A 25,646-nucleotide genomic window follows, 5' to 3' on the forward strand; every position below is an offset into this window, starting at 1 on the left:
ACGCGACTCGATAGGTGCTCGTTCACATCCGCTCCGGTGCGCTCACACCGAGCAGGGCGAGGCCGTTGGCCAGGACCTGACGAGTTGCCTTGACCAGCTCCAGCCGGGCCGCGTGCCGCGGGGTGACGGGTTCGTCGCCCTTGGGCAGCACGCGCATGTCGTCGTCGGATTGGAACGGGTGGTAGGCGCCGGCCAGTTCTTCCAGGTAGCGCACGACGCGATGCGGCTCACGCATCTCCGCGGCGGTGGCCACCACGCGCGGGAACTGGCCGAGCACGCCGATCAGCTTGGTCTCGCGCTCGGCGGTGAGCAGGCCGAGATCCACCGGCACCGAGGCGAATTCGAACTCCGCCGAGTTCCGCGTGATGCTGCACGTGCGGGCGTGCGCGTACTGCACGTAGTAGACCGGGTTGACGCTCTCCTGCTTGGTCCACAGGTCCAGATCGATATCGATGCTGGAGTTCACCGAGGACCGGACCAGCGAGTACCGGGACGCGTCGACGCCGATGGCCTCCACCAGGTCGTCCAGCGTGATCACCGTGCCCGCGCGCTTGCTCATCTTCACCGCGGCGCCGTCGCGCACCAGATTCACCATCTGGCCGATCAGCACCTCGACGGTGTCCGGGTTGTCGCCGAACGCCGCCGCAGCGGCCTTCAACCGGCCGATGTAGCCGTGATGGTCCGCGCCGAGCATGTAGATGCACAGGTCGAAGCCGCGCGCCCGCTTGTTCTGGAAGTAGGCGATGTCACCGGCGATGTAGGCCGAGGTGCCGTCGCTCTTCAGGACGACGCGGTCCTTGTCGTCGCCGTATTCGGTGCTGGCGATCCACCAGGCGCCGTCCTTCTCGTACAGATTGCCCGAAGCTTTCAACTCCGCGACGGCCTGGTCGACCGCGCCGGAGGCGAACAGCGAGCTCTCGTTGAAGTAGACGTCGAAGTCGCAGCCGAAGTCGTGCAGCGTCTTCTTGATGTGGGCGAACATCATCTCGACGCCCTCGCGGCGGAACAGTTCGTGCCGTTCCTGCTCGGGCAGGCTCGCGGCGTCCGGGTGCCGCGCGATGATCGCGTCCGCGATCTCGGTGATGTAGGCGCCCGCGTAGCCGTCGGCCGGGGTGGGCGCGCCGGTGGCGGCGGCGACCAGCGAATTGGCGAAGCGGTCGATCTGCGCGCCGGCGTCGTTGAAGTAGTACTCCCGGGTCACCGCGGCGCCCTGCGCGGCCAGAATGCGGCCCAGCGCGTCACCGACGGCGGCCCAGCGGGTGCCGCCGAGGTGGATCGGGCCGGTCGGGTTCGCCGAGACGAACTCCAGGTTGATCTTGGTGCCGGCCAGCGACTCGGCGGCGCCGTAGCCCGCGCCCGCCTCCAGGATCTTCGCGACGATCGCGCCCTGCGCGGCCGCGGCCAGCCGGATGTTCAGGAAGCCCGGGCCGGCGACCTCCGCGGTGTCCACACCGTCGGCTTCGGCAAGGGCACTGGCAACCCAGGTCGCGAGCTCGCGCGGGTTGGTTCCGACTTTCTTGGCAACCTGCATCGCCAAATTCGTGGCATAGTCACCGTGTTCCGGATTACGGGGGCGCTCCACATTGACCTCGTCGGCCAGGACCACAGGGTCCAGTCCGCGTTCGACAAGCACCTTCGCGGCTGTTGCGCGGAGGAGAGATGCAAGGTCAGCTGGAGTCACGAGTAACTATCCTATGGTCTGGGCAGGTGAACACCTTCGGGCGGGCACCGCGCAGCACTAGCGGAATCATCACGTCGAGAGAGCACAACGAGCGATGCCGAGTAGTAAAAGCGCCTCGAAATCGGCCAAGGCCGTCCGAGCCGCCGGGAAGGCCTCACCTTCCCTCCGCAAGGGGGGCGGCAAAGGCCAACTTCGACAGAAGCGTCAGATCCCATGGCTGGCCATCGGTGCCGCCGCGGTAATCATCGCATTGATCGGCACCCTGGCTTACAGCCTGGTCCCGAAGTACCGCGAGCAGGCCGAGCTCGACAAATACACGCCGAGCGCGGAGCGGAAGGACCCGTCCGAGCAGATCGCGGGCGTGGTCAAGAAGGACTACGCACAGGGCGCCGGTAAGCACATCGGCCCGACCCAGCGCGTCGCCTACGACACCACGCCGGCCTACGGCGGACCGCACGACTCGTCCTGGGCGGCGTGCACCGGCGTGGTGTACAGCAAGCCGATTCGCACCGAGAACGCGGTGCATTCGCTCGAGCACGGCGCGGTGTGGATCACCTACAACCCCGACAAGGTGAGCGGGGCCGGGCTGGACGCCCTGAAGCGCAAGGTCGAGGGCAAGCAGTACACGATGATGTCGCCCTACCCCGGCCTGGAATCGGCGGTTTCGCTGCAGTCCTGGGGTCATCAGCTGAAGCTGGACGATCCGAACGACAAGCGGGTCGGGCAGTTCATCACCGCGCTGCGGCAGAACCCCTACGCCTACCCCGAGGTCGGCGCGGACTGCTCCAACCCGTACTTCGACCGGGACAATCCCGCGCCGTTCGATCCGGCGCCGCCGGGCCCGGACGCGGTGCCCGTGGACGGCACCGGCATCCCGACCGATCAGAGCGAGCTCGGCGGCGGCCAGCCGACCATTCCCGGTATCCCGAACATTCCGGGTCTGACCGGCGTGCCGACCGCGCCCGCGGCGCCCACCGAACCCGTCGCACCACCGGCGACGCCGTAGATGACCGCCGACAGCGAAACCGAGTCCGGCTTCCGGTCACAAGTGCGTGGTCAGCGGACCGCGCTGCTGATCCTGGGCGTCATCGGGGCGATCCTGCTCGGTTTCGCCGTCGGCGCCATGGCGCGCATCCCCCTGGACGGCGCCTCCGAGCCCGATCCAGGCTCGGTCGACATCGGCTTCACCCAGGACATGTCCGCGCATCACGCGCAGGCCGTGGAGATGGCGGGCGTGGCGCTGCTGCGCTCCACCGACACCGACGTGCGCCGCCTCGCCTACGACATCATGACCACCCAGCAGGCTCAGGTCGGCCGTATGCAGGGCTGGTTGCAGCTGTGGGGCAAGGCGGCCCAGAGCGTCGACGGCTACATGGCCTGGATGACCGAACCGGCCGCCGGCCACCACGGCGGCGGCGCCACCGCCGCACCGCACACCGGACCGGTCGCGACCATGCCCGGCATGGCCACCGCGGAAGAACTGGCCGCGCTGCGCCAGGCCCCCGCCCCCGACCTGGACACCATGTTCCTGCGCCTGATGCTGCGCCACCACCAGGGTGGCCTGTCGATGATCCAGTACGCGGCCACGCACGCGGAAACCACCGCCGTGCGCACCCTGGCCGAAACCATGGGCGCGACCCAGCAGAACGAAGCCCAGCTCATCACCCGCATGCTCACCACCCGCGGCGGCACTCCCCTGCCCCTCAACTGATCCCGAACTCCCCGGCCCGCCCTACTTTTTGGCGGTGGGCCGGGTATGCGATACGCTTTCCCTCGCCCGATCGGACCGCCCCCGCGGCCCGATCGAGATCTATCCCGCCCTCGTAGCTCAGGGGATAGAGCGTCTGCCTCCGGAGCAGAAGGCCGCAGGTTCGATTCCTGCCGAGGGCACCGAAAAGGCCCTGACCGCTCCCCGCGGTCAGGGCCTTTCTCATACTTACCCAGCTCCCATAGTTGCCGACGTGTTGCTTGACCGGGCGTCACGGGCGGGATGAGATGGCGTGATGACACACCAGCAGTGGTGGCGGGAGCTGCCGCCCGCGGCGGGGGCGTTTGTTATGGCAACCGGGATTGTCTCGGTGGGACTGCATCTCACGCACTATGCAGTGGCCTCGCGAGTCACTCTTGTGCTCGCCGCCGTGGCATGGGTCGTGCTGGCGGTGGACTTCGGCGCTCGGTTGCTGGGTGATCACTTGCGCTGGGAGAGCGAAGCGGCGACCGCGCCAGCGCTGACCGGGGTTGCCGCAACGACAGTGTTGGGGACTCGGCTTTGTTTGGCGGGGTGGCAGTGGGTCGCGGTGGTGTTGCTTGTGGTCGCGGTGGCGGCGTGGCCGGTTCTGCTGGCATTTGTGATCCGACATTGGGGGAAGCGGATGCCCGGGGCGGCCTTTCTGGTTTGTGTTTCGACGCAGGGGCTTGCGGTGCTGGCCGCGACGCTGGCACAGGAAGGCCGGGGCGCGTGGTTGATGTGGGGTGCGCTGCTGTTCTTCTGCGTGGGCATTCCGCTCTATGTGGCGGCGTTCGCGCATTTCGATGTCACGCAGGTCTGGCGCGGAGCCGGTGACCAGTGGGTGGCTGCGGGGGCGTTGGCTATATCCGCGCTCGCGGCGTCGAAACTTGCCGCGTGGCAACACTGGACGGGTGTCGGGCACGCCGTATTGCGCGTGGTCACGCTGGCCCTGCTCGGACTCTGTCTGCTCGGCTACGTAATCCTGCTGGCCGCCGAGGTGTTCAACAAGCGACCTGGCTACAACATCCGGCGCTGGGCCACCGTGTTCCCGCTCGGCATGACCGCGGTGGCGACCCTGTCCACCGCCGCAGCCCTGAAGATCCACCCACTGCACAACCTCGGTGTGGCGCTCTTGGTGATCGCAGTGGCCGTCTGGGTGTTCGTCTTCGCGGAGCTGCTCTGGACGTCGTGGTCGAAAAAGCGGGCTTCCCACCCGTGATATGTGGCTATTTCGACCAGTCGATCTGGTCGGCCATGGTCAGGAGGCGGTCGCGGCGCGCGGGGCTGGTTTCGCCGATCCAGGCGATCAGGCCGTAGACGTGGGCGCGGAAGTCGTTGTGGCCGTCGCGGTTCTGGGCGGCGGGGCCGGTGCGCAGGCAGTTGTGGAGCAGGGCGCGGAGGGCGTCGTAGCGGTCGCGAGGGACGGCGGGGCGGTTGTTGACGACCAGGCCTGCGAGTACTTGGCGTTGGTGGGGGCCGCGAAGGCGGGTTTTGCCGGGATGGATCGAGAAGCCCTCGGATTTGGCGACTTTCGTGGCCAGCCAGAGGGTTCGATGCGGGTTCAGGTCGCTCTTTCCGGAGATCGCGAGGTCGTCGGCGTAGCGGGTGTAGGCGAGACCGTGCTGGGTCGCATAGCCGGTCAAGCGGCGGTCCAGGCCGTGCGCGATGAGGTTGGCGAGGCGGGGTGAGGTCGGCGCGCCTTGCGGTAGGTGCCTGGCGCGCAGCAGGTTTCGCTGCCGGTAGTCGAGGGCGCTGAGTTCGGTGACCGGTGTGGCGGTGGTGCACAGATCGGCCAGAACCTGGGCCACCGCGGGTGAATAGCCGCAGGCCGCGAACACCGCACGGACTCGTGCGACGCCGATGCTGGTGAAGAAATCGCGCAGGTCCACCCGCAGAACCAGCTCCGCCCCGGCGTGCGGCGCGGCGAAGGTCATTGCACTGCGGCCTTTTTCGAATCCGTGGCAGGCCGGGTGCGCTGGGATCCCGCTCAGTACGTGGCGCAGGATGCGGCGCTGGATTTCGCGCAGCCGGACCTTCGGGGCCTCGACCAGGCGGACACCGTTGGTCTTGGGCAGTCGCCGGTATCGGTAGTGGGACAACGGTTCAGTGGCGCGGCGCAGCCAATTGCCGTGGTCGGCGAACCAATCCAATTCGTCTGGCGTGACATTGAGCAACGCGCACAGCGCGGGCAGATCGGGAATCGCCGCAGCACCGAAACGTAGCCGCGCAGCCTCGATTTCGGGCAGTTCGTCGACATCGGACGGGAGCGGCACGACGATCGTCGCCAACTTCGGCAGTTCCGCCAGCAGCCGCCGCAAAGTACCGGCCGGATCGAGCGGTTCGCTCGGCATCAAGTCCGTGACCCGGCGCGCCAGCTCCTCGGCCCGCTCCGGCTCGACGACTTCGGCGAACGCCTCGGCCAGATCGGACCGGCTCCACTCCGCGTCGAGAAGCTCGAAGGAGTAGGCCAGTTCCCGCGCGAGGTCCGCTGGAACAGCTCCGCTCATGAACGGGGGCGTGTGACGGCGGCGAGGCGACCCGAACCCTTCGTCCTCCGTACCAGGACGCACGCGGAGCGTGCCCGTTGGTTTCGGACGCTGTGCCCAACTGACAAATCTGACCCAGGGGTTACCCCTGAGACGGGTCGCTTCGACCCACACTCGCCTCGCCGCTGTCGCACCGGATCACCCTGGCACATCATTCCCTCCGAGTCACCTCCGAGCGGCCGGTACGCTGCCCGCATGACCTGCTGCGGGCCGTCGCGCCGGACCTTCCTGGGTGCCGTCGGATTGGCCGCGCTGCTCTCCGCAACCGGTCCGGTAGCGGCGAGTCCGGCCCGGGCACAGTGGAATCCGCTGGTGGCGACCGATCTGGAAGTCGTCACGGTCACCGACACCTCGGTGGTGCTGACCTGGACGACGGGCACCCCGGACCCCGTCGGATTGCTGCCGGTGCAGGCCGGCGGGGAGGTCCGGCTCGGCCCCGCGGATTCGCCCCGCGCCCCGGTACAGGTACACGCCGAACCCGAGCGAACACCCTTCCACTACGCGGAGATCCACGGCCTCGAACCCGGACGGACCTATCGCTTCGAAGTGTGGTCGGACGGCGTCCGCGCCACGCCCGGCCTGAACCCGACGACCATCTCCCCTGGAACCCCGGAGGCCACCGGCGAATTCACCACCCTGGTGCCGCCGCCCGGCCGCCTGGTGCGCACCTTGGCGCTGGCCAACGACGTGCACTACGGCGAAACCGTGAGCGGTCTGGTCGTCGGGCAGTTCCCGCCGGGCTTCCGGCAGGCCCCCGATCTGCCGCCGTATCCCGAGGTGATGCTGACCGCCCTGCTGGAAGATCTGCGCGCACCCGATCGCAACGCCCAGCGTTTGCTGCTCGCGGGCGACCTGACCGCGGAGGCGACCGCGACGGAAGTGACCGGGGTACGCCGAGTCCTCGACCGGTGGGGTACGCAGGGCCGCGATTACCTCGCGGTGCGCGGTAATCACGATCGCCCGCATATCGGCGGTGACTACGGTTCCTGCGCGCCGCTCGGCGACCATTTCGATTGCTGGGGCCCGGAATTCACCGACCGCCAGCAACTGCGCACCGACGACCTCGGCGGCCTGCGGGTGATCGGGCTGGACACCAGCGAACTGGATGCCGCGGGCGGCAGAATCGAACGCCCGCAATTCGAGCGGCTCACCGAATTATTGCGCGCCGACCCGGACCAGCCGACCCTGATGTTCGGCCACCATCCGGTGACCCGGGAATCCGGATTCAGCAATATCGCGGGCCCCGGTTTCATCCTGAATCAACCCGACAGCGCCGAACTCCAGGCCCTCTACGCCCGCAGCCCCGGCGTGTTCCTGCATCACAGCGGCCACACCCATCGCAACCGCCGGACCCGCCCCGATACCGACTGCGCCGTGGAATTTCTGGAAGTAGCCGCGGTGAAGGAATATCCGGGCGGCTACAGCCTGCTGCGGATCTACGAGGGCGGCTACATGGTCAATTTCTACAAGACCCGTACCGCGCCGGCCCGCCGCTGGAGCGGCCTCACCCGGGGTGAATTCTTCGGGCTGCAACCCTTCTACACCCTCGGCTCCTGTGCGGACCGCAATCATGTTGTACTGCGGGATTTCTCGGGTGTGACCCGAGTTTCCCGGTAGAGCGAGCGGCGGGAATCGAACCCACGTAAACGGCTTTGCAGACCGCTGCCTAAACCTCTCAGCCACGCCCGCCTCGCCTATAACCATGCCCGGTCGCGACACCGCGGCCCACCGTTGCGCTCACCGTGATTCGATTCCCGGATCGGCATGGAATGATCGTGTTCATGTCCCGGCCACGCCCGCTTCCGCTCGATCCGATCGAGGAGGCCCACCGTCAGTGGGTCGGCCACGGCTGGGGCGCGGTGGCCGACGGAATGGCCGCGGTGACCTCGCTGGTGCGCGCGCAGCAGATCGTGATGGCGCGCGTCGACGAAGCATTGAAACCAACCGGTCTGACCTTCTCGCGCTACGAGCTGCTCGCCTTGCTGAGCTTCAGCAAAACCGGCGCGCTGCCGATGGCCAAGGCCAGCGCACGGCTGCAAGTGCACCCCACCAGCGTCACCAACACCGTCGATCGCCTGGAGGCGGCAACGCTGGTGCAACGCGTTCCGCACCCTACCGACCGCCGCGCCACCCTCATCGAAATCACCGAGGCGGGTCGCGAACTCGTCGCCGCGGCCACCGAGGAACTCAACGCGAAGGTCTTCGCGCAGCCCGGCCTGCCCGCGGATCGCCTGCATACCCTGTTGCAGCTGCTCGCGGAGTTCCGGCACGCCGCCGGTGATTTCGACACCGGCGACGAGCAGGCCCGCTGGACCGCCCAGGATCGTTGACCGGCAATCGAACTGGACAGTCCCCTATGCGGCCGGATCGGCGTCTGCATAACGTTCCGGCATCCAACTAGCGAATTCCGTAGTCATTCACCTTGGCAGCGGCCCGGAAAAGGTCCACCATGGAGCCCATGGTGCTGGTCTTGGGGGTATCGGCAGGCGCTGGTGGCGCCCGCGCGATACTGACACACTCCGATCAGCCGCATCTTCCGCCGATCGACCGCTGCCGCGTGCCCCGCCGGGCCGGCGGCGGTGTCGAAGAAGCCGTCTTCGAAGCGATCCGGCAGATGCGCCGATCGGCCGATCGCCGCGACGAGCTCATCACCGGAACCTCGGTGACCTGCCGCTGCCCGCTACACGCCGACGCCATCCGGGACGCGGCGGGCTACACCCCGCTCACCATCGTCTCCGAACCCCTTGCGCAACTGCGCTATCTGCGTTTCACCGGCCAGCTCCCCGAGGACGGCACCGTACTGCTCTACGACCTCGGCAGCTCCGGCCTGACCATCACCCATGTGGACTGCCGCACCGATTCGGTCCTGTCCAGCAAACGCAGCACAGTGCTCGGCGGCGACGGTTTCGACGCGCTGCTGCGCTGGCAGCTGGCGCGCGACGGCGTCCTCACCGATAAGGTCGCCTGCCGCCGGCACCGCGAGGCCCTGAGCGTCGACCGCGTGGTCACCGCGATGGACGACAATTCCGGCGGTCGCGCGGTGCTCACCCGTAGCGACATCGCCGAACTGTGCGCGGCGGGCATCCACCATTCGGTGTCGTTCGTACATCAGACGATCGAGCAGACCGGGACGCCCCCGGCGGCAATAGTGTTGCTGGGCGGTTGCGTCCGTAGCCCGAGCCTCCAGGAAACGCTCGCCGAGCTCATCGAGCTCCCGGTGATCTACGACCCGGAACCCGAAGCGGTGTCCTCGCGTGGCGCGGTCCTGCTGGCCACCGGCCGCCCGGCCGCCGAACTGCGCACCACGCGCGCCACGCTGGGCAAGCTCACCCCGGCCACCGTCGACCGCCGCAAACTCATTGCGGCACTGGCGGTCACCGCTGCCCTCGGCGCGACCATCGCGGGCGTGCTGGTGATGGACAGCGATGCCTCCTCCAGTCACGACGGCACCCCCGCCACTCCGGTAGAAGTAGCGGGAATACCACCGTCGAAGATCAGCGGTGGTTGAAGTCCGCAGCGCGCTTCTCGACGAAGGCGGTCATGCCTTCCTTCTGATCCTCGGTGGCGAACAGCGAGTGGAAGACCCGGCGTTCGAAACGCAGGCCCTCGCCGAGGGTGGTCTCGAAGGACCGGTTGACGGCTTCCTTGGCGATCATGGCCGAGGGCAGCGACATCGAAGCGATGGTCTCGGCGACCTCGAGCGCGGTGGCGACCAGGTCGGCGGCCGGGACGATGCGGGAGACCAGGCCCGCGCGCTCGGCCTCCTCGGCGTCCATATTCCGGCCGGTGAGGATCAGGTCCATCGCCTTGGCCTTGCCGACGGCGCGGGTCAGGCGCTGCGAGCCGCCCATGCCCGGGATGACGCCGAGCTTGATCTCGGGCTGACCGAACTTGGCGGTGTCGGCGGCGAGCAGGATGTCGCACATCATGGCCAGCTCGCAGCCGCCGCCCAGGGCGTATCCGGCCACCGCGGCGATGAGCGGCTTGCGGAAGGCGGTCAGACGGTCCCAGCCGGCGAAGTGGTCGGCCAGGAACATGTCCATGTAGGACTTGGTCTGCATCTCTTTGATGTCCGCGCCCGCGGCGAACGCCCGCTCGGAGCCGGTGAGCACGACCGCGCCGATCTCATTGTCCGGCTCGAGCTCGTCGAGGGCGGCCGAGATATCGGCGAGGACCTGCGAGTTCAGCGCATTGAGGGCCTTCGGCCGGTTCAGCGTGATGAGGGCGACGCGGCCCTTACGCTCCAGCAGAATGGTCTCGAAGTCACGCCCGCCCGTCGCCCGGCCGCCACCCCCCACGGAATCGCTGCGCGATGCAGTCATCACTGTTCTCCTCCAGATCGCGTACGTATATCGGTGACGATAGCCGAGAAGTCCTTGCCCGATTCGGCCTGGTTGAACCGGTCGTAGATCGCCGCGGCGAGCTGACCGACCTGCCCGTCGACCCCGTTGGCCTGCAACGCGTTCGCGGCCAGCGTCAGATCCTTGGTCATCAGCGCGGTGGCGAAGCCGGGCTGGTAGTCCCGGTTCGCGGGGCTGGCCGGGACCGGTCCGGGCACCGGGCAGTAGCTGGTCAGCGCCCAGGACTGGCCGGAGGCGGTGGAGACCACGTCGAAGAACTTCTCGTGCGTCAGGCCCAGCTTCTCGCCGAGCACGATGGCCTCGGACAGCGCGACCATGGAGATGCCGAGCAGCATGTTGTTGCAGATCTTGGCGGCCTGGCCGACACCGGAGTCACCGCAGTGCACCACCTTGCCGCCCATCACCTCCAGGACGGCGAGGCCGTCGGCGAAGGCCTCGGCCGCACCGCCGACCATGAAGGTCAGCGTGCCCGCGACCGCACCCGCGACACCGCCGGAGACCGGCGCGTCCAGCACGCGATGTCCCGCTGCCACAGCACGTTTCGCGGCTTCCTTGGCGTCGGCGACATCGATGGTGGAGCAATCGATGAACAGCGTGCCGGGTGCGGCGGCCGGCAGCAGCTCGCCGTAGACGTCGAGGACCAGCTTGCCGTTGGGCAGCATGGTGATCACGATGTCGCGGCCGGTGGCGGCGGCGACCGCCGAGTCCACCACGGTGGCGCCGTCCTTGCGGGCCTGCTCCTGGGCGGCCGGCACCGGATCGAAGGCGAGCACGTCGTAGCCCGCCTGGACCAGGTTGGCCGCCATCGGGCCGCCCATGTGGCCCAGCCCCAGGAAGCCGATCTTCTTGCTCATTCGCTCAACCCCAGTTCCTTGTCACCCAATTCGGCGAAGTACGCCTCGACCTGCGCCGCGGTCACCTCGGCCAGGGTCGCGGGCGACCACTGCGGATCGCGGTCCTTGTCGATCACCTGGGCCCGGATGCCCTCGACGAGATCGTGCGAGGACAGCGACGCGATGGAGACGCGGTACTCCTCGTTCAGCACCGCCGCCAGGTTCGGCAGGTCGCGGGCCGTACGCAGCGACCGTAGCGTGACCTTCAGCGCCACCGGCGATTTCGAGAGAATATCGGCGGCGGCCTGGTTGGCTTCCGGCGCCGCATCGGCCTGCAGACGGGCGACGATCTCCTCGACGGTGTCCGCGCTGTAGCAGGCGTCGATCCAGGCCTGCTGGGCGACCAGCCCGGATTCCGGCGCGGCCGTGGCGAACTTGGCGATCGCGATCTCCGCGGTCTCGGTGCGCAGCGTATCCAGCAGCGCCGGAATGTTTTCCGAGGCCACGTAGTAGTCGGCGAACCCGGCGGCGATGGCGTCGCCCGCGGTCATCCGCGCGGTGGTCAGCGCGACGTGCGTACCGATCTCACCCGGGGTGCGCGAAAGCAGGTAGGTGCCACCGACATCCGGGATGAAACCGATGCCGACCTCGGGCATGCCGATCTTGGAGCGCTCGGTGACGATGCGGTGGCTGCCGTGCCCGGACAGGCCGACGCCGCCGCCCATCACGATGCCGTCCATGACGACCACGTACGGCTTGGGGTAGCTGCCGATCAGCGCGTTGAGAATGTACTCGTCGCGCCAGAACACACCTGTCGGCGAATCCGCACCGGCCGCACCGGACTTCGCGTCGCGGTGGATGGCGACGATGTCGCCGCCCGCGCACAGCCCGCGCTCCCCCGCGCCGGTGACCACGACGGTGCGCACCTCGTCGTCGGTCGCCCAGGCGCGCAGCGCGGCCAGGATCTCCAGCGCCATCGGGTGATTCAGCGCGTTGATGGCCTTGGGCCGGTTCAGCGTGATCAGGCCCAGCCCGTCCCGCTTGTCGATGAGAACCTCGGCTGTCTCCGCTGTTTGCTCGCTCATGCCGCTCCTACCACTGAGCGGGCGACAACCACCCGCATGATTTCGTTGGTGCCCTCGAGGATCTGATGTACGCGCAGATCCCGGACGATCTTCTCCAGGCCGTATTCGGCGAGGTAACCGTAGCCACCGTGCAACTGCAGCGCCTTGTTGGCGACCTCGAAACCGGCGTCGGTCGCGAATCGCTTGGCCATGGCGCACAACTCGACCTTGTCGGGTGCGTCGGCGTCGAGCGCGCCCGCCGCCCGCCACAGCAGGGTCCGGGCCGCCTCCAGCTCCGTGCGCATATCCGCGAGCTGGAATTGCAGCGCCTGATTCTTCAGCAGCGCCTGCCCGAACGCGTTGCGCTGGGCCAGGTACGGCACCGTCTTGTCGAGCGCCGCCTGCGCGCCGCCGACCGAGCAGGCCGCGATATTCAGCCGCCCGCCGTTGAGCCCGTTCATGGCGATCCGGAAGCCGTCGCCCTCGGCGCCGAGCCGGTTGGCGGCGGGCACCCGGGCATCCTCCAGGATCACCTGGCGGGTGGGCTGCGCGTTCCAGCCCATCTTCTTCTCGTTCGGGCCGACCGACAGACCGGGCGTATCGGCGGGCACGATGAACGCCGAAATACCGCGCGCCCCTGGGTCACCCGTGCGCACCATCATCACGTAGACGTCGTTGGCGCCCGCACCGGAGATGAACTGCTTGGCGCCGTTGAGCAGGTAATCGTCCCCGTCGCGCACCGCCTTGGTGCTCAGCGCCGCCGCGTCCGAGCCGACGCCCGGTTCGGTCAGCGCGTAGCTGGCCAGCAGATCCATCGAGGTGATCTGCGGCAGCCACTGATGGCGCTGCCGCTCATCGCCGTAACTGTCGATCATCCACGCCGCCATGTTGTGGATGGAGATGTAGGCGGCGATGGCCGGGCAGCCGGTGGCCAGCTGCTCGAAGATCCGCACGGCGTCCAGCCGGCGCAGTCCCGAGCCGCCGACATCTTCGCCGACGTAGATGCCGCCGAGCCCGAGCGGCCCGGCCTTGCGCAGAACGTCCACTGGAAAGTGTTTGCGCTCATCCCATTCCAGCGCGTTCGGCGCCAGGAACTCGTCGGCGAAGCCGCGCGCGGTGTCGCGGATCGCCTTTTCGTCGTCGTCCAGTTCGAACATGGATCAGTCCATCGTCGGGATGACGAACGCGTTGGACTCCTTCATGCCGGAAGGCCAGCGCTGAGTGACGGTCTTGGTCTTGGTGTAGAACCGGATCGAGTCCGGGCCGTGCTGGTTCAGATCGCCGAAGCCGGAACGCTTCCAGCCGCCGAAGGTGTGGTAGGCGATCGGCACCGGGATCGGCACGTTGATGCCGACCATCCCGACCTGCACGCGGGCCGCGAAGTCGCGGGCGGCGTCGCCGTCGCGGGTGAAAATGGCCACGCCGTTGCCGTATTCGTGCTCGTTGGCCAGGCGCAGGCCTTCCTCGTAATCCTTGGCACGCACGATAGCGAGCACCGGACCGAAGATTTCCTCCTTGTAGATCCGCATCTCCGGGGTGACGTTGTCGAAAAGCGTGGCGCCGGCGAAGTATCCGTCCTCGCCGCCTGCCACCGTCAGACCGCGCCCGTCGATCACCAGCTCGGCCCCCTCATCGACGCCGATCTGGACATAGGAGTTGACGCGGTCCACGCCATCGCGCCCGACCAGCGGGCCGAAGTCGGCGCCCGGGTCGTCGGAGCGGCCGACATTGAGCTTGTTCACGCGCTCGATCAGCTTGGCGCGCAGGCGATCCGCGGTCTCCTGGCCGACCGGCACGGCCACCGAGATCGCCATGCAGCGCTCACCGGCGGAGCCGTAGCCCGCGCCGATCAGCTGGTCGGCGACATCGTCGAGGTCGGCGTCCGGCAGCACGATGGCATGGTTCTTGGCGCCGCCGAAGCACTGCGCGCGCTTGCCGTTGGCGGAGGCGGTCTCGTAGATGTACTGCGCGATCGGGGTGGAGCCGACGAAGCCGACCGCCTTGATGCGCGGGTCGTGCAGCAGCGTGTCGACGGCTTCCTTGTCGCCGTTGATCACGTTGAACACACCGGCGGGCAGGCCGGCCTCGAGGAACAGCTCGGCCAGGCGCAGCGGCACCGACGGGTCGCGCTCGGAGGGCTTGAGAATGAAGGCGTTGCCGGTGGCCAGCGCCGGACCGGCCTTCCACAGCGGAATCATGGCCGGGAAGTTGAACGGGGTGATGCCCGCGACCACGCCCAGCGGCTGCCGCATGGAGTACACGTCGATGCCGGTGCCGGCCGATTCGGTGTACTCGCCCTTGAGCAGATGCGGTATGCCGCAGGCGAACTCGATCACCTCGAGGCCGCGCTGGATATCGCCCTTGGCGTCGGCGATGGTCTTGCCGTGCTCCGAGGAGAGCAGCGCGGCCAGCGAATCCATCTCGTCCTGCACCAGGGTCAGGAACTTCATCAGCACGCGAGCCCGCTTCTGCGGGTTGAACGCGGCCCAGACCTGCTGCGCCGCCTCGGCGTTCGCGATGGCGGCCTCGACCTCGGCCTTGCTCGCCAGCGGCACCCGGGCCTGCACCTGGCCGATGTTCGGATCGAAGACGTCGCCGAAGTTGCCGGAGGTGCCGGGGACGTGCTGCCCACCGATGAAGTGCGTGAGTTCGCGAACCATGCCAGTCCTGTCTCGTAAGTCGACGCTGCTCAGCCCGGTACGACTGATCTGCGGCCATCCTATAGTTGGACATCCAAGTAAATGGCCGGAGTGTGACCCATCACACCCCCGCGCGGTCGGCGCACGGCGGCTGGCAGAGTGACCCACATCACCGTAAGATTAGTTGGACGTCCTAGTATTGGACGCAAAGCACTCTTTCGGAGGCAGCCGTGCCCGACCTGCACCAGCCCGAGCACCCCGTTCGCTTCGTCACGTCGGCGGCCCTGTTCGACGGCCACGACGCGGCGATCAACATCATGCGGCGCATCCTGCAAGCGCAGGGCGCCGAGGTGGTGCACCTAGGGCACAACCGGGCGGTCAGCGAAGTGGTCGACGCGGTGCTCACCGAGGACGTGCAGGGCGTCGCGGTCAGCTCGTATCAGGGCGGTCATGTCGAGTACTTCGAGTACCTCGCGGCGGCGCTGCGGCAGGCCGGCGCCGGGCACGTGCGCATCTACGGTGGCGGCGGCGGGGTCATCGTGGCCGAGGAGATCTCCCGGCTCGCCGAGGCCGGAGTCACCATCTTCTCCCCCGAGGACGGGCAGCGGCTCGGCTTGCCGGGGATGATCAATCAGCTGATCCGGGATTGCGACCGCGATCTGGCCGAGCAGCCCCCGGTGCTGGATGCCGTGCTCACCGGGGAACGTTCGGCGCTGGCCCGGGCCATCACCTGTCTACAGCAGGACACGCTGCCCGCCTCGGATCGGCGAGCCTTGGCCGAGGCGGCGGCCGCGCGCACCGTCCCGGTGCTCGGCATCACCGGTACCGGCGGGTCCGGAAAGTCCTCGCTCACCGACGAATTGGTGCGCCGGTTGCGCTCGGATCAGCAGGACAAACTGCGGGTGGCGATCCTGGCGGTGGATCCGACCCGGCGGCGCGGCGGCGGCGCGCTGCTCGGCGACCGGATCCGGATGAACGCGCTAGACGGCGATCACCTCTTCTTCCGCTCGCTGGCCACCCGCGGCGGCCGCGAGCTGCCGGAGAACATCGACGGGATCGTGACTGCCTGCAAGGCAGCGGGTTACGACCTGGTGATCCTGGAGACGCCCGGCATGGGCCAGGGCGACGCGGCGGTCACCGAGCACGTCGACGTCTCGCTGTATGTGATGACCCCGGAGTTCGGCGCGGCATCCCAGCTGGAGAAGATCGACATGCTGGATTACGCGGATGTGGTGGCGATCAACAAGTTCGAGCGCCGCGGCGCCGCCGACGCGCTGCGCGATGTCTCGCGGCAGCTGGTGCGCAATCGGGAGAACTTCAGCGCGAGGCCCGAGGACATGCCGGTCTTCGGAACCAGCGCGGCCACTTTCAACGACGACGGGGTGACCGCGCTCTATCAGCACCTGACCGGACTGCTGGCCGAGCGGGGCCTGGTACTGGAGCCGGGTGTGCTGCCCCGGGTGAATACCCGCGCGTCCACCCGGTTCGCCCAGATCATTCCGCCCGCGCGGGTGCGGTATCTGGCGGAGATCGCCGAGGCGGTCCGCGACTATCACGCCGAGACGGCGCGGCAAGTTCTTGCGGCACAGCGAGTTCAGCGGCTGGAGCTGGTGTCGTCCGAACTGCCCGGAAACGCGGATCTGACCGCCCTCGTCGAGCAGGCTCGCGCCGACCTCGGCGCTGCCGACGCCGAGCTGCTCGCGCAGTGGTCCACACTGGCCGAGTCCTATCGGGGCGAGGAACAAGTGATTCAGGTGCGGGACAAGGAGCTCCGCACGCGGTTGCGCCGGGAGACGCTGTCCGGCAACAGCATTCCGCGCGTGGCGCTGCCCCGGTTCACCGATCACGGTGAGCTGCTGCGGTTCCTGCGCGCCGAGCACCTGCCGGGCCGATTCCCGTACACCGCCGGGGTTTTCCCGTTCAAGCGCGACGGCGAGGATCCCGCGCGGATGTTCGCGGGCGAGGGCGATCCGTTCCGCACCAACCGCCGTTTCAAGGTCCTCAGCGAGCACGCCGAGGCGAAAAGGCTGTCCACCGCGTTCGATTCGGTGACGCTCTACGGCCACGACCCGGCCGAACGACCCGATATCTACGGCAAGGTCGGCACCTCGGGGGTCTCGATCGCCTCGCTCGAGGACATGAAGGCGCTCTACGACGGCTTCGACCTGACCGCGCCGTCGACGTCGGTCTCGATGACGATCAACGGTCCGGCCCCGACCATCCTGGCCTACTTCCTCAACACCGCGATCGATCAAGCGCTGGAACGGTTCACCGCCGCCGAAGGCCGCGAACCGACCGCGACCGAGGCCGCCGACCTCCGGTCCCGCACGCTGGCGACCGTGCGCGGCACCGTCCAGGCCGACATCCTGAAGGAGGATCAGGGCCAGAACACCTGCATCTTCTCCACCGAATTCAGCCTCCGGATGATGGCCGACATCCAGGAGTGGTTCGTCCGCAACAGCGTTCGCAACTTCTACTCGGTCTCGATCTCCGGCTATCACATCGCCGAAGCCGGCGCGAACCCGATCAGCCAGCTGGCCTTCACCCTCGCCAACGGATTCACCTATGTCGAGGCCTATCTCGCGCGCGGCATGGACATCGACGACTTCGCGCCGAACCTGTCGTTCTTCTTCTCCAACGGCATGGACCCGGAGTACTCGGTGATCGGCCGGGTGGCCCGGCGGATCTGGGCCGTCGCCATGCGAGATCGCTACGGCGCCAACGATCGTTCGCAGAAACTGAAGTACCACATCCAGACCTCCGGCCGGTCGCTGCACGCGCAGGAGATGAACTTCAACGACATCCGCACCACGTTGCAGGCGCTCATCGCCATCTACGACAACTGCAACAGCCTGCACACCAACGCCTATGACGAAGCGGTCACCACACCCACCGAGGAATCGGTGCGCCGCGCGCTCGCGATCCAGCTGATCATCAACCGTGAGTGGGGCCTCGCCATGAACGAGAACCCGCTGCAGGGCAGCTTTCTCATCGAGGAGCTCACCGATCTGGTCGAGGAGGCGGTGCTGGGCGAGTTCGAGCGGATCAGTGAACGCGGCGGCGTGCTCGGCGCCATGGAGACCGGCTACCAGCGCGGCAAGATCCAGGACGAATCCATGCGCTACGAGCAGCGCAAGCACGACGGGTCGCTGCCGATCGTGGGCGTCAACACCTTCCGCAATCCGCACGGCGAACCGCAGCATGTCATCGAATTGGCGCGCGGCACCGAGGCGGAGAAGCAGTCACAGCTGGAGCGGGTGCGCGACTTCCAGAACCGGCACCGCGACCCGGCGCACGCGGCGCTGGCGCGGCTGGAATCCGTGGCCCGCACCGACGACAACATCTTCGAGGTGCTGATGGACGCCGCGCGCGTCTGCACCCTGCAGCAGATCACGGACACGTTCTTCCGGGTGGGCGGCCAATACCGGCGCAATGTCTGACGGGGCTGTGTGAAAATCAGACATGGATCTCGCAGACCTCCGGATCATCGACTCGCACGTACATCAGTGGGATCCCTTCGCGACACCGCGAGATTTCGGCGCCTCCGCGAAACTCTTCCGGTACCTGCCGATTTCGGTCGACACGGCGAAGCGGATCGCGCCGAAGCGGGACACGGACTTCGCCGGCGATCTGACCGCGTACCTGAACAAGTATCTGCCGCCGGATTATCGAGCCGACGTGGCGGAGACGCCGATCGACAATTTCATGCACATGGAAGTCGAGTGGACGGCGAAGGGACCGCTGGGCAAGGCCGAGGAAACCGAATGGGTGGCGAATCTGCCGACCGAGGGACTCCCGCTGTGCGGCATCATCGGTAGCGCCGACCCCGCGAGCCCGCATTTCTCCGAACTGCTCGACGCGCATCAGGCGGCCTCGCCGCTGTTCCGGGGGATCCGCACCATGGTCGGGCACCATCCCGACCCCGGCGTCCGGTCCTTCACCAAGGCCGAGAGCGCCCTCACCGCACCGGCTTTCCTGGACGGTTTCGCGCATCTGGCCGAGCGCGGGCTCTCCTTCGACGCCTGGCTGTACTCGCACGCGCTGCCCGACGTCACGGCGCTGGCCAAGCGCTATCCCGAAGTGACGATCATCCTCGACCATTTCGCCACGCCCGCGGGGATTTTCGGTCCGGTCGGCAAACACACCGGAAGCAACCCGAGCAAGCGCCGTGAGCTGTTCCTGCGCTGGCGCGACGATTTCGCTGAGCTGGCCGGCAACGCCAACGTGGTCGCCAAGTGCAGCGGCGCGATGATGCCGATCCTGGGTCATCCGGTGCCGCCGCGTGGCACCTCCACACCGGTTCCCGAACTGCTCGACCGGGTCGGGCCGCTGGTGGAGCACGCGCTGGAGGTCTTCGGCACCGAGCGCATGCTGTGGGGCTCGAACTATCCGGTGGACAAGCCGATTGCCAGCATCGACAACAGCGTGCGGACCATCGCCGAGGCGGTGACCGGGCGCGGCGGCGGGCCAGCCGAACTCGAGCAGGTCTTCCGGAGCACCGCGCAGCGGGTGTACCGGCTTGCGGTCTAGGCGACCAGCGAGGTCACCAGTAGCCAGAGCACGCCGCTGATCAGGACCAAGTTGGACCAGAAGACGGTGGCCAGCACGATCTCGGTCCACAGCCGTTTGTGCGGCACCGTCTCGGTGCCCCACGCGGCCTGATCGTCGGCCAGCTCCACGACACTGAAATAGACGCCCCACAGCAGGATCTGATGGCCGGCGCAGAGCAGCGCCAGCACACGCGCGCCTATACTCGGTCCGGGCACGAGCAGGAAGGCGAACAACACCCCCAGGAACGTGCCGAACAGCAGGATCGCGAGCCAGGGCGCGGCGTACTCGAACACCCGGTGCCAGAGGGTGGCGAGACGTCCGGGACGGTGCCGGAGCATGGTTCCAGTGTGCGCGCGGATCGGCGCGTACGGGGACGAATGGCAGGTCAGCGGATCACGGCGGCGGCGAGTTGCGCGGTGAGGGTGGCGCGGGCCGTGATCAGCGACGGGCCGTACCAGGTGAGGTCGCGGCCTTGAACGAGAGCGACCGGGAGGCCGGGAAAGGCGTCGGGGCCGTCGGTTTCGGTGAACACGTAGGGCTCGTCGGGCAGCACCGCGAGGTCGAATCCGCGGGTGAGCTCGTCCGCGCTGACGCGCGGATACCGATCGGGGCCGGTGGCGTGCACCAGACGCAATCCGAGCCGGGTGGCCAGATCGGCGGTGAAGGTGTCCCGGCCCACGACCATCCACGGGTTGCGCCAGATCGGGATCACGGCGTTCCGGACGACCGCGGGCGGCGGTGCGGCCCAGACCTTTTCGGCTTCACATAACCAGCCCGGGCGATCGATCCCCAGCGCGACGGTGAACATCCGAGTGAGCGCGGTGATCGACTCGTCGACGGATCGGATCTTGGTGACCCACACCGGAATCCCCGCGGCACGCAGGCGGTCGACATCGATGCGGCGGTTCTCTTCCTGGTTGCACAGCACCACGTCGGGTGCGAGTTCGACGATCCGGCGGGTGTTCGGGTTCTTGGTGCCGCGGACTCGTTCGACCTCGAGATCGGCTGGGTGCGTACACCATTCGGTCGCACCGACCAGGATTTCCGGGCAGGTCAGCGCCACCGACTCGGTGAGCGAGGGCACCAGCGAGACCACCCGCCGCACCGGCCGGGTCAGCGGGACCGCGCCGCCCAGATCGTCCGGCGCCCAGCGCGCCTGCCGGGAATTCATCCCAGAATCCGCTCGCAGAGCACCCGCAGTCGCTCGGGCGGCAGTTCCGGCATGAGGTGGCCCGCGCCGAGCACCAGCAGGTACAGGATCTGCGCAGTCTGCTCGGCGTCGGAGCCGGTATAACCGCACTCCCGCAACAGCTCCCGGAGAAAACCCAGCCGGACGGCGTCCACCCGCTCCTTGGCGGCGGCCGCGACCGGGTCGTCCAGCGCCCAGGCCCGGATCGCGACTTCCAGGCGCGCGGGTGTCGGGTCGGCGACCACCAGCTCCAGCAGCAGCTGTAACCGGGCGCGCGCGTCGAGGTCGGTCGCGGCTTGCACCTCGCGGATGTAGCTCAGCGTCTGCAGCTCTTCGAAGTGCGCGAGCAGCGCCTTGCGGTAGCCGGACATGCTCGCGAAGTGGTGATAGAAGGACCCGGTACTCAGCCCGGCCGAAGCCACCAGCTTGTCGATGGTGAGGCCGTGCGCACCCGCGGTGCCGAGGATCTCGAGCCCGGAGCTCAGCCATGAGGTCTTGCCTGCCACACCCGCCAGCCTATAACATAAATTTTGTTCTGTTCTGCGAACCCGATCTCCGGAGGTCGCGATGACCGCGATGACATCCACTCCCCGCCGCGCTATCGCCTGGGCCGGACCCGTTCACGCCCTGGGCGCGGGCCTGCTCGTGTTCATCGGGTTGGCGCACCTGTTGGTCGTGCACGCGGTCAACGGCCCGGACCCGGCCGGCGAAGAGGTCGTCAACGAGCTGTCCAGAAACACCGCGTCACCGATGTTCGAAGGCGGACGGCAAGTCACCGTGTTCGACCTCAACACCGGATACAGCGTCGGAATGGGCCTGTGCGCCATGCTTTTCGGCGTGCTCGCCCTGGTCGCCGCCCGGCGTGCCCCGGAGTTGCTCGAGCGCTGGTCACTGTTCAATGTGGTGTGCACCGCCACCGCCGCGGGCACCTTCTGGATCGCGTGCCTGTACTTCCCGGAAGCGCCGATAGCGGTATCCGGCCTGGCCATGGCATGTTTCGCTGCCGTGCTGAGCGCGGGGCCGAGCGGCAAGGACGGCGCAAGGGCAGCGAATGGACAGTAAACGGGCAGTTCCCCGGCGGGGCCCACGGAGCACACTGAGACATGGCACCCGGCGGCGGGAAGTCCCGGCCCATATCGCACCGGGCAGGGATCCAGCAGACAAAGCCCGGGAAGCGTAGTCGGCCTCGCCGCCGGGTGCCTGGCGAGCAATCACTTGCCCCAGTGAGCGCATCCGCCATCCCACGGACGCCAGGTCCAACTGCCCGCATCGGGATCCGCAGACACCGGATGCGCGGGCCTGGCGTCCCGGGGATGGCCGGGTCAGCGATCCAGCCGGGCGTAGAGGTCGCGCAGTTCCCGCAGGCCCGCCGCGGCGGCCGGTTCGTCCTCGCTGCTCACCCGCAGTGCGCGGCGCAGCAGAGTGGGATCGAGATCATCCAGAGCGGAACGGAATTCGAGTTTCGGCAGCTCCGGCGGCACCGCGTCGTCACCGTAGGGGTCGGCGGACTCGACCGGTTGCGGATCGCGTTCGATACCGGCGATCAAGGTGTCCAGATCCAGGCCGCGCAGGGTCAGGATCTCGCGTGGGCGCTCATCCAGGCGTTCGGCCAGCAGGTAGCAGACCGCGGCGACGTGCTTGCACGGCCAGCCCGGATCCGGGCAGGTGCACTCGAAATCCAGGTCGGCGGCGGTGGTCGGGAGCAGCATCGGGCCCAGGCCGGCGGGTAGCGCGCCGCCCGCGATGTCGGCGAGCATGCCCGGCGCGGTGCGGATGGTGTCGATCAGCATCTCCAGTTCCTCGTCGCGCAGCGCGCGGACGGTGAACACCGCGGTGAACGGACGCGGTTGGCTGCCTTGGACTTCCGCGGTCACCGCGCCCGGCGCGATGCGGTAGCTCACCACCTGGCCGGAGCGGGCATAGGTGCGGCCCCGGGCCAGCCGGCCGGGTTCGGCCATCGCCTCCACCGACTCGATCAGCGCCTTGCCCCACCAGGTGCGGCCGAAACCGCCACGGCGACTGCGGGCTTCGACGCCGCCCCGCACCGGGAGACGCTTGCCGTACTTGCTGTAATCCTCGAACGAGCTCATTCGCCGACCGCCTCCGCGCCCAGGGTGAACAGCTCACGCAGTTCGTCGGTGCTCATCTCGGTGATCCAGTTCTCCCCCGCGCCCACCGCCAGCTCGGCGAGATGCTTTTTGCCGTTGATCATTTCGTCGATCCGCTCCTCGATGGTGTCGACGCAGACCAGCTTGCGCACCTGCACGTTGCGCTGCTGCCCGATCCGGAAGGCCCGGTCGGTGGCCTGGTTCTCCACCGCTGGATTCCACCAGCGATCAAGGTGCACAACATGATTGGCGGCGGTGAGGTTCAGGCCGGTGCCGCCGGCCTTGAGCGAGAGCAGCATCAGCGGCGGGCCGTCCCCGGACTGGAATCGCTCGACCATGGTGTCACGCCGCTTCTTGGGCACGCCGCCGTGCAGGAACGGGATCTCGGCGCCGAACCGCTCGACCAGGTACGGCGCGATGATCTCACCGAACTCGCGGAACTGGGTGAACAGCAACGCCTTCTCGCCGTCCGCGAGCACCGACTCCAGCACGTCTTCGACCAGGGCGAGCTTGCCGGACCGGTGATTGCCGCGCAGCAGCACGCCGGAACCGTCGCCCAGGAAGTGCGCGGGATGGTTGCAGACCTGCTTGAGCCGGGTCAGCGCGCCGAGCACGGCGCCCTTGCGCGCCATTCCTTTCGCGCCCTTGATCTTCTCCAGCATGTCGTCCACGACGGCCTGATACAGGGCCGCCTGCTCCACGGTGAGGTTGGCGCGCACCGTGATCTCCAGTTTCTCCGGCAGGTCGGAGATTACGGCCGGATCGGTTTTGACCCGGCGCAGCACGAACGGCTGCGTCAGGAAACGCAGGCGGGAGATGGCGTTCTGGTCGCGTTCGCGTTCGATCGGGACCGCGAAGCGGGCCCGGAACGTCTGCGGGGTGCCCAGCAGTTTCGGCTGCGCGAAATCCAGGATGGAACGCAGCTCTTCCAGGCGGTTCTCGACCGGAGTTCCGGTGAGCGCCAGGCGATGCCGGGCCGGCAGGGCCCGGGCCGCGCGGGCCTGGCGGGTGTTCGCGTTCTTGATGTGCTGGGCCTCGTCCAGCACGACGCGTTCCCAGGGCTGGCGGCGAAATTCCTCGACGTCCCGGGCCAGCAGCGCGTAGGTGGTGAGCACCAGATCCGCTTCGGCGACAGCGGCATCCAGCTCGGCCGCCGTGCGACGGCCGACGCCGTGATGCACCAGCACCCGCAGGTCCGGGGCGAACTTCTCCGCCTCACGCTGCCAGTTGCCGACGACCGACATCGGGCACACCAGCAAGGTGGGGCCCGGAACAGCCTGTTCCGCATCGGGATTCGAGGCGGCGTGCGCTTCGCGTTCGTGCAGCAGCAAGGCGAGCACCTGAATGGTCTTGCCGAGGCCCATGTCGTCGGCGAGCACCGCGCCGCAGCCCATCCGGTTCATGGTGGCCAGCCAGGCCAGACCGCGTTCCTGATACGGGCGCAGCCGCGCGTTCAGCGCGGCCGGGGCGGCGATCGGTTCCGGATCGTGTTGGCGGTCCAGGATTTCCGCGGCCCAGCCGGTGGCGGTGACCGCGGCGACCGGGACCTGGGCGACGCGACCGCCGGCCAGTTCGCCGAGCATGTCGGCCAGGGTGATCGGGGTGGTGTCGGTGTGCAGGGCGACGTAGCGGGCCGCGGCCGCGAGCACCTTGTGGTCGGCCTGCACCCACTCGCCGCGCAGTTGCACCAGATCCGATTTCGAGCGAATGAGCCGTTCCATCTCGGCCTTGGTGAGAATGGTGTCGCCGAGCGCCAATTCCCAGCGGTAGGACACCAAGCCACGCATGCCGACGGTGCTCTCGGCGGCCGGGACCGCGCTCGAGACCTCCAGGCGCAGCGACGGTTCGGTGATGTTCCAGGCGCGCGGCAGCAGCAATTTGATGCCCGCCGCCCGCAGCGCGTACGCACCGTGTTCCACCAGGTCGGCCACGACCGCGGTGGGGAGCAGCAGGTCCATGGTGTGGCTGTCGGTGGGCAGATCGCGCAGCCGCGGGTACGCGCGCCGCGCCTCGGTCAGCTTCTCGGCGGCGGTGTGCAGCAGGCTCGGGTCGGCGCCGTGCAGCGGAACCGGGACCGGCGCTTCGCCTTCGGTGCGCAGGCAGACCTCGAGCCGCCACAGCGTCAGTTCCTCGTCCTCGTCGCCGTCGGGTTCGAGCAGGCGCAGCACCAGTTCGGGTTCGTCGACGGTGAGGCTGGCGCGCCACCGCTCCAGCAGCTCCGCGAGTTGATGGCTGCCGGTTTCCAGATCGGTGTCGCCGACCAGGGCGGCCAGCAGCGGGTGGGTGGGGGCGGGCGCATCGATCAGTTCGCTGACGATCGGGTCGGTGAGTTCGCCGACGAGGTCGTCGAGCACGGCCGCGGGACGGCCCGCGACCCGGAGTGCGGCGGGCATGGCGACCGCCAATTCGGCGAGCCAGGCGCGCTGCCGGGCCCCGCCGATCAGGCGCCAGCGCACCCACCACTGGCCGTCCTCGCGGCGCAGTTCCGGCACCACGCGCCCCGCGCGAGCCCAGCGCTCGATCCCGGCGGCGACGTGGGCGAGGAAACGCAGATCTCCGGAAACCTCGGCGGCGGGCAGGCGCTGCCGAAGCGCGGACACCGCCGCGGCCGGGGCCAGCGCGTGGGCCTGCACCTTCGTCCGCTCACCGGCGAGGAGCACCTCCGCGCGATGGCGCCACTTCGTCGAGCGCAGCACGCGGCCCAGGGGATCCGGCAATTTCCCGGGCGCCGCCGCGTCGGTCCACAGCAGCAACCCGGAACCCGGCGACCAGAGCCCGTGCAGCATCCGCCCATCCAATCAGGTGGCACCGACAGCGCGCGGGCCGCGTCGGCGAATTTCCGGGGCCCTGGATTTCTCGGTCCCGGCAGCCCATAATTGAATATCCGCTGGTCATAGCATCAGAACCGCAAACTCGCGGTAATCATCCCAGCCTCAGAAAGGCAG

General features: G+C 68.3%; 21 protein-coding genes and 2 tRNA genes. 10 read left to right on the forward strand and 13 right to left on the reverse strand.

Annotated features, from left to right (window positions below):
* Nucleotides 1-22: 22 nt before the first annotated feature.
* On the reverse strand, nt 23-1,681 hold the full coding sequence (argS, locus tag AB0M14_RS00135) for an arginine--tRNA ligase (protein ID WP_364986280.1): 1,659 nt from the start codon (nt 1,679-1,681) through the stop codon (nt 23-25).
* A gap of 94 nt (nt 1,682-1,775) precedes the next feature.
* Between argS and AB0M14_RS00140 the strand changes: the two genes are divergently transcribed.
* The 4 genes from AB0M14_RS00140 (at nt 1,776) to AB0M14_RS00155 (ending at nt 4,629) form a co-directional block, all read left to right on the forward strand.
* Nucleotides 1,776-2,687 (forward strand): DUF3105 domain-containing protein, encoded by a 912-nt coding sequence (locus tag AB0M14_RS00140; protein WP_364986283.1) that lies wholly within the window; start codon nt 1,776-1,778, stop codon nt 2,685-2,687.
* Nucleotides 2,688-3,392 carry a DUF305 domain-containing protein gene (locus AB0M14_RS00145; protein WP_364986286.1) on the forward strand — a complete coding sequence of 235 codons (705 nt, stop codon included), beginning with the start codon at nt 2,688-2,690 and terminating at the stop codon, nt 3,390-3,392. It abuts the gene before it with no gap.
* A gap of 106 nt (nt 3,393-3,498) precedes the next feature.
* Nucleotides 3,499-3,571, forward strand: a tRNA-Arg gene (locus AB0M14_RS00150).
* A gap of 113 nt (nt 3,572-3,684) precedes the next feature.
* Nucleotides 3,685-4,629: a hypothetical protein gene (locus tag AB0M14_RS00155; protein WP_364986289.1), complete on the forward strand. Its 945-nt coding sequence runs from the start codon at nt 3,685-3,687 to the stop codon at nt 4,627-4,629.
* 7 nt (nt 4,630-4,636) lie between these two features.
* Here AB0M14_RS00155 and AB0M14_RS00160 read toward each other — a convergent pair whose 3' ends face one another.
* Nucleotides 4,637-5,917, reverse strand: a complete 1,281-nt coding sequence (locus AB0M14_RS00160; protein WP_364986292.1) for a reverse transcriptase family protein — start codon at nt 5,915-5,917, stop codon at nt 4,637-4,639.
* Nucleotides 5,918-6,151: 234 nt separating this feature from the next.
* Here AB0M14_RS00160 and AB0M14_RS00165 point away from each other — a divergent pair, with 234 nt between their 5' ends.
* Complete coding sequence (locus AB0M14_RS00165) at nt 6,152-7,573, forward strand: metallophosphoesterase (RefSeq protein WP_364986296.1); 1,422 nt, start codon at nt 6,152-6,154, stop codon at nt 7,571-7,573.
* Here the strand turns inward: AB0M14_RS00165 and AB0M14_RS00170 are convergent.
* Nucleotides 7,574-7,645 (reverse strand) — tRNA-Cys (locus AB0M14_RS00170).
* Between the two features lie 92 nt (nt 7,646-7,737).
* On the opposite strand from AB0M14_RS00170, the gene AB0M14_RS00175 reads away from it, so the two are divergent.
* Both AB0M14_RS00175 and AB0M14_RS00180 read left to right on the forward strand, forming a co-directional pair.
* The gene (locus tag AB0M14_RS00175; RefSeq protein ID WP_364986299.1) at nt 7,738-8,286 is read left to right on the forward strand and encodes a MarR family transcriptional regulator; all 549 of its coding nucleotides are present in this window, start codon (nt 7,738-7,740) and stop codon (nt 8,284-8,286) included.
* A 128-nt stretch (nt 8,287-8,414) separates the two neighbouring features.
* The gene (locus AB0M14_RS00180) at nt 8,415-9,464 is read left to right on the forward strand and encodes an Hsp70 family protein (RefSeq protein ID WP_364986302.1); all 1,050 of its coding nucleotides are present in this window, start codon (nt 8,415-8,417) and stop codon (nt 9,462-9,464) included.
* On the opposite strand, the gene AB0M14_RS00185 is transcribed toward AB0M14_RS00180, so the two are convergent.
* From AB0M14_RS00185 to AB0M14_RS00205, 5 genes are read right to left on the reverse strand one after another with little or no spacing between them, the layout of a single operon-like run.
* Nucleotides 9,451-10,278, reverse strand: a complete 828-nt coding sequence (locus AB0M14_RS00185) for an enoyl-CoA hydratase (protein WP_364986305.1) — start codon at nt 10,276-10,278, stop codon at nt 9,451-9,453. The two genes, AB0M14_RS00180 and AB0M14_RS00185, sit on opposite strands and share 14 nt — an antisense overlap.
* Complete coding sequence (mmsB, locus tag AB0M14_RS00190) at nt 10,278-11,171, reverse strand: 3-hydroxyisobutyrate dehydrogenase (protein WP_364986309.1); 894 nt, start codon at nt 11,169-11,171, stop codon at nt 10,278-10,280. The genes AB0M14_RS00185 and mmsB overlap by 1 nt, the downstream gene beginning before the upstream one ends.
* Nucleotides 11,168-12,235, reverse strand: coding sequence for an enoyl-CoA hydratase/isomerase family protein (locus AB0M14_RS00195; RefSeq protein WP_364986312.1), 1,068 nt, complete (start codon nt 12,233-12,235; stop codon nt 11,168-11,170). Before AB0M14_RS00195 ends, mmsB begins: the two co-directional genes overlap by 4 nt.
* Nucleotides 12,232-13,371 (reverse strand): acyl-CoA dehydrogenase family protein, encoded by a 1,140-nt coding sequence (locus AB0M14_RS00200; RefSeq protein ID WP_364986315.1) that lies wholly within the window; start codon nt 13,369-13,371, stop codon nt 12,232-12,234. The genes AB0M14_RS00195 and AB0M14_RS00200 overlap by 4 nt, the downstream gene beginning before the upstream one ends.
* A 3-nt stretch (nt 13,372-13,374) precedes the next feature.
* On the reverse strand, nt 13,375-14,874 hold the full coding sequence (locus AB0M14_RS00205; RefSeq protein ID WP_364986318.1) for a CoA-acylating methylmalonate-semialdehyde dehydrogenase: 1,500 nt from the start codon (nt 14,872-14,874) through the stop codon (nt 13,375-13,377).
* 209 nt (nt 14,875-15,083) lie between these two features.
* Between AB0M14_RS00205 and icmF the strand changes: the two genes are divergently transcribed.
* Entirely contained in the window at nt 15,084-18,293 is a 3,210-nt protein-coding gene (icmF, locus tag AB0M14_RS00210; RefSeq protein WP_364986321.1) for a fused isobutyryl-CoA mutase/GTPase IcmF, read from the forward strand.
* Nucleotides 18,294-18,315: 22 nt separating this feature from the next.
* Nucleotides 18,316-19,383: an amidohydrolase family protein gene (locus AB0M14_RS00215; RefSeq protein WP_364986324.1), complete on the forward strand. Its 1,068-nt coding sequence runs from the start codon at nt 18,316-18,318 to the stop codon at nt 19,381-19,383.
* Here AB0M14_RS00215 and AB0M14_RS00220 read toward each other — a convergent pair.
* The 3 genes from AB0M14_RS00220 to AB0M14_RS00230 are packed head-to-tail and all read right to left on the reverse strand — an operon-like array spanning nt 19,380 to nt 21,099.
* On the reverse strand, nt 19,380-19,742 hold the full coding sequence (locus AB0M14_RS00220) for a hypothetical protein (RefSeq protein WP_364986327.1): 363 nt from the start codon (nt 19,740-19,742) through the stop codon (nt 19,380-19,382). The two genes, AB0M14_RS00215 and AB0M14_RS00220, sit on opposite strands and share 4 nt — an antisense overlap.
* A 47-nt stretch (nt 19,743-19,789) precedes the next feature.
* Nucleotides 19,790-20,575 carry a helical backbone metal receptor gene (locus AB0M14_RS00225; RefSeq protein WP_364986331.1) on the reverse strand — a complete coding sequence of 262 codons (786 nt, stop codon included), beginning with the start codon at nt 20,573-20,575 and terminating at the stop codon, nt 19,790-19,792.
* Nucleotides 20,572-21,099 carry a TetR/AcrR family transcriptional regulator gene (locus tag AB0M14_RS00230; protein WP_364986333.1) on the reverse strand — a complete coding sequence of 176 codons (528 nt, stop codon included), beginning with the start codon at nt 21,097-21,099 and terminating at the stop codon, nt 20,572-20,574. The genes AB0M14_RS00225 and AB0M14_RS00230 overlap by 4 nt, the downstream gene beginning before the upstream one ends.
* Nucleotides 21,100-21,160: 61 nt before the next feature.
* On the opposite strand from AB0M14_RS00230, the gene AB0M14_RS00235 reads away from it, so the two are divergent.
* Nucleotides 21,161-21,655 (forward strand): hypothetical protein, encoded by a 495-nt coding sequence (locus AB0M14_RS00235; RefSeq protein WP_364986336.1) that lies wholly within the window; start codon nt 21,161-21,163, stop codon nt 21,653-21,655.
* Nucleotides 21,656-21,915: 260 nt separating this feature from the next.
* On the opposite strand, the gene AB0M14_RS00240 is transcribed toward AB0M14_RS00235, so the two are convergent.
* Both AB0M14_RS00240 and AB0M14_RS00245 read right to left on the reverse strand, forming a co-directional pair.
* On the reverse strand, nt 21,916-22,683 hold the full coding sequence (locus tag AB0M14_RS00240; protein ID WP_364986339.1) for an SWIM zinc finger family protein: 768 nt from the start codon (nt 22,681-22,683) through the stop codon (nt 21,916-21,918).
* Nucleotides 22,680-25,487 carry a DEAD/DEAH box helicase gene (locus AB0M14_RS00245; RefSeq protein ID WP_364986343.1) on the reverse strand — a complete coding sequence of 936 codons (2,808 nt, stop codon included), beginning with the start codon at nt 25,485-25,487 and terminating at the stop codon, nt 22,680-22,682. Before AB0M14_RS00245 ends, AB0M14_RS00240 begins: the two co-directional genes overlap by 4 nt.
* Between the last annotated feature and the right edge of the window lie 159 nt (nt 25,488-25,646).

This window comes from Nocardia sp. NPDC051832 (genome assembly GCF_040681285.1).
In the GTDB taxonomy this organism is placed as follows: domain Bacteria; phylum Actinomycetota; class Actinomycetes; order Mycobacteriales; family Mycobacteriaceae; genus Nocardia.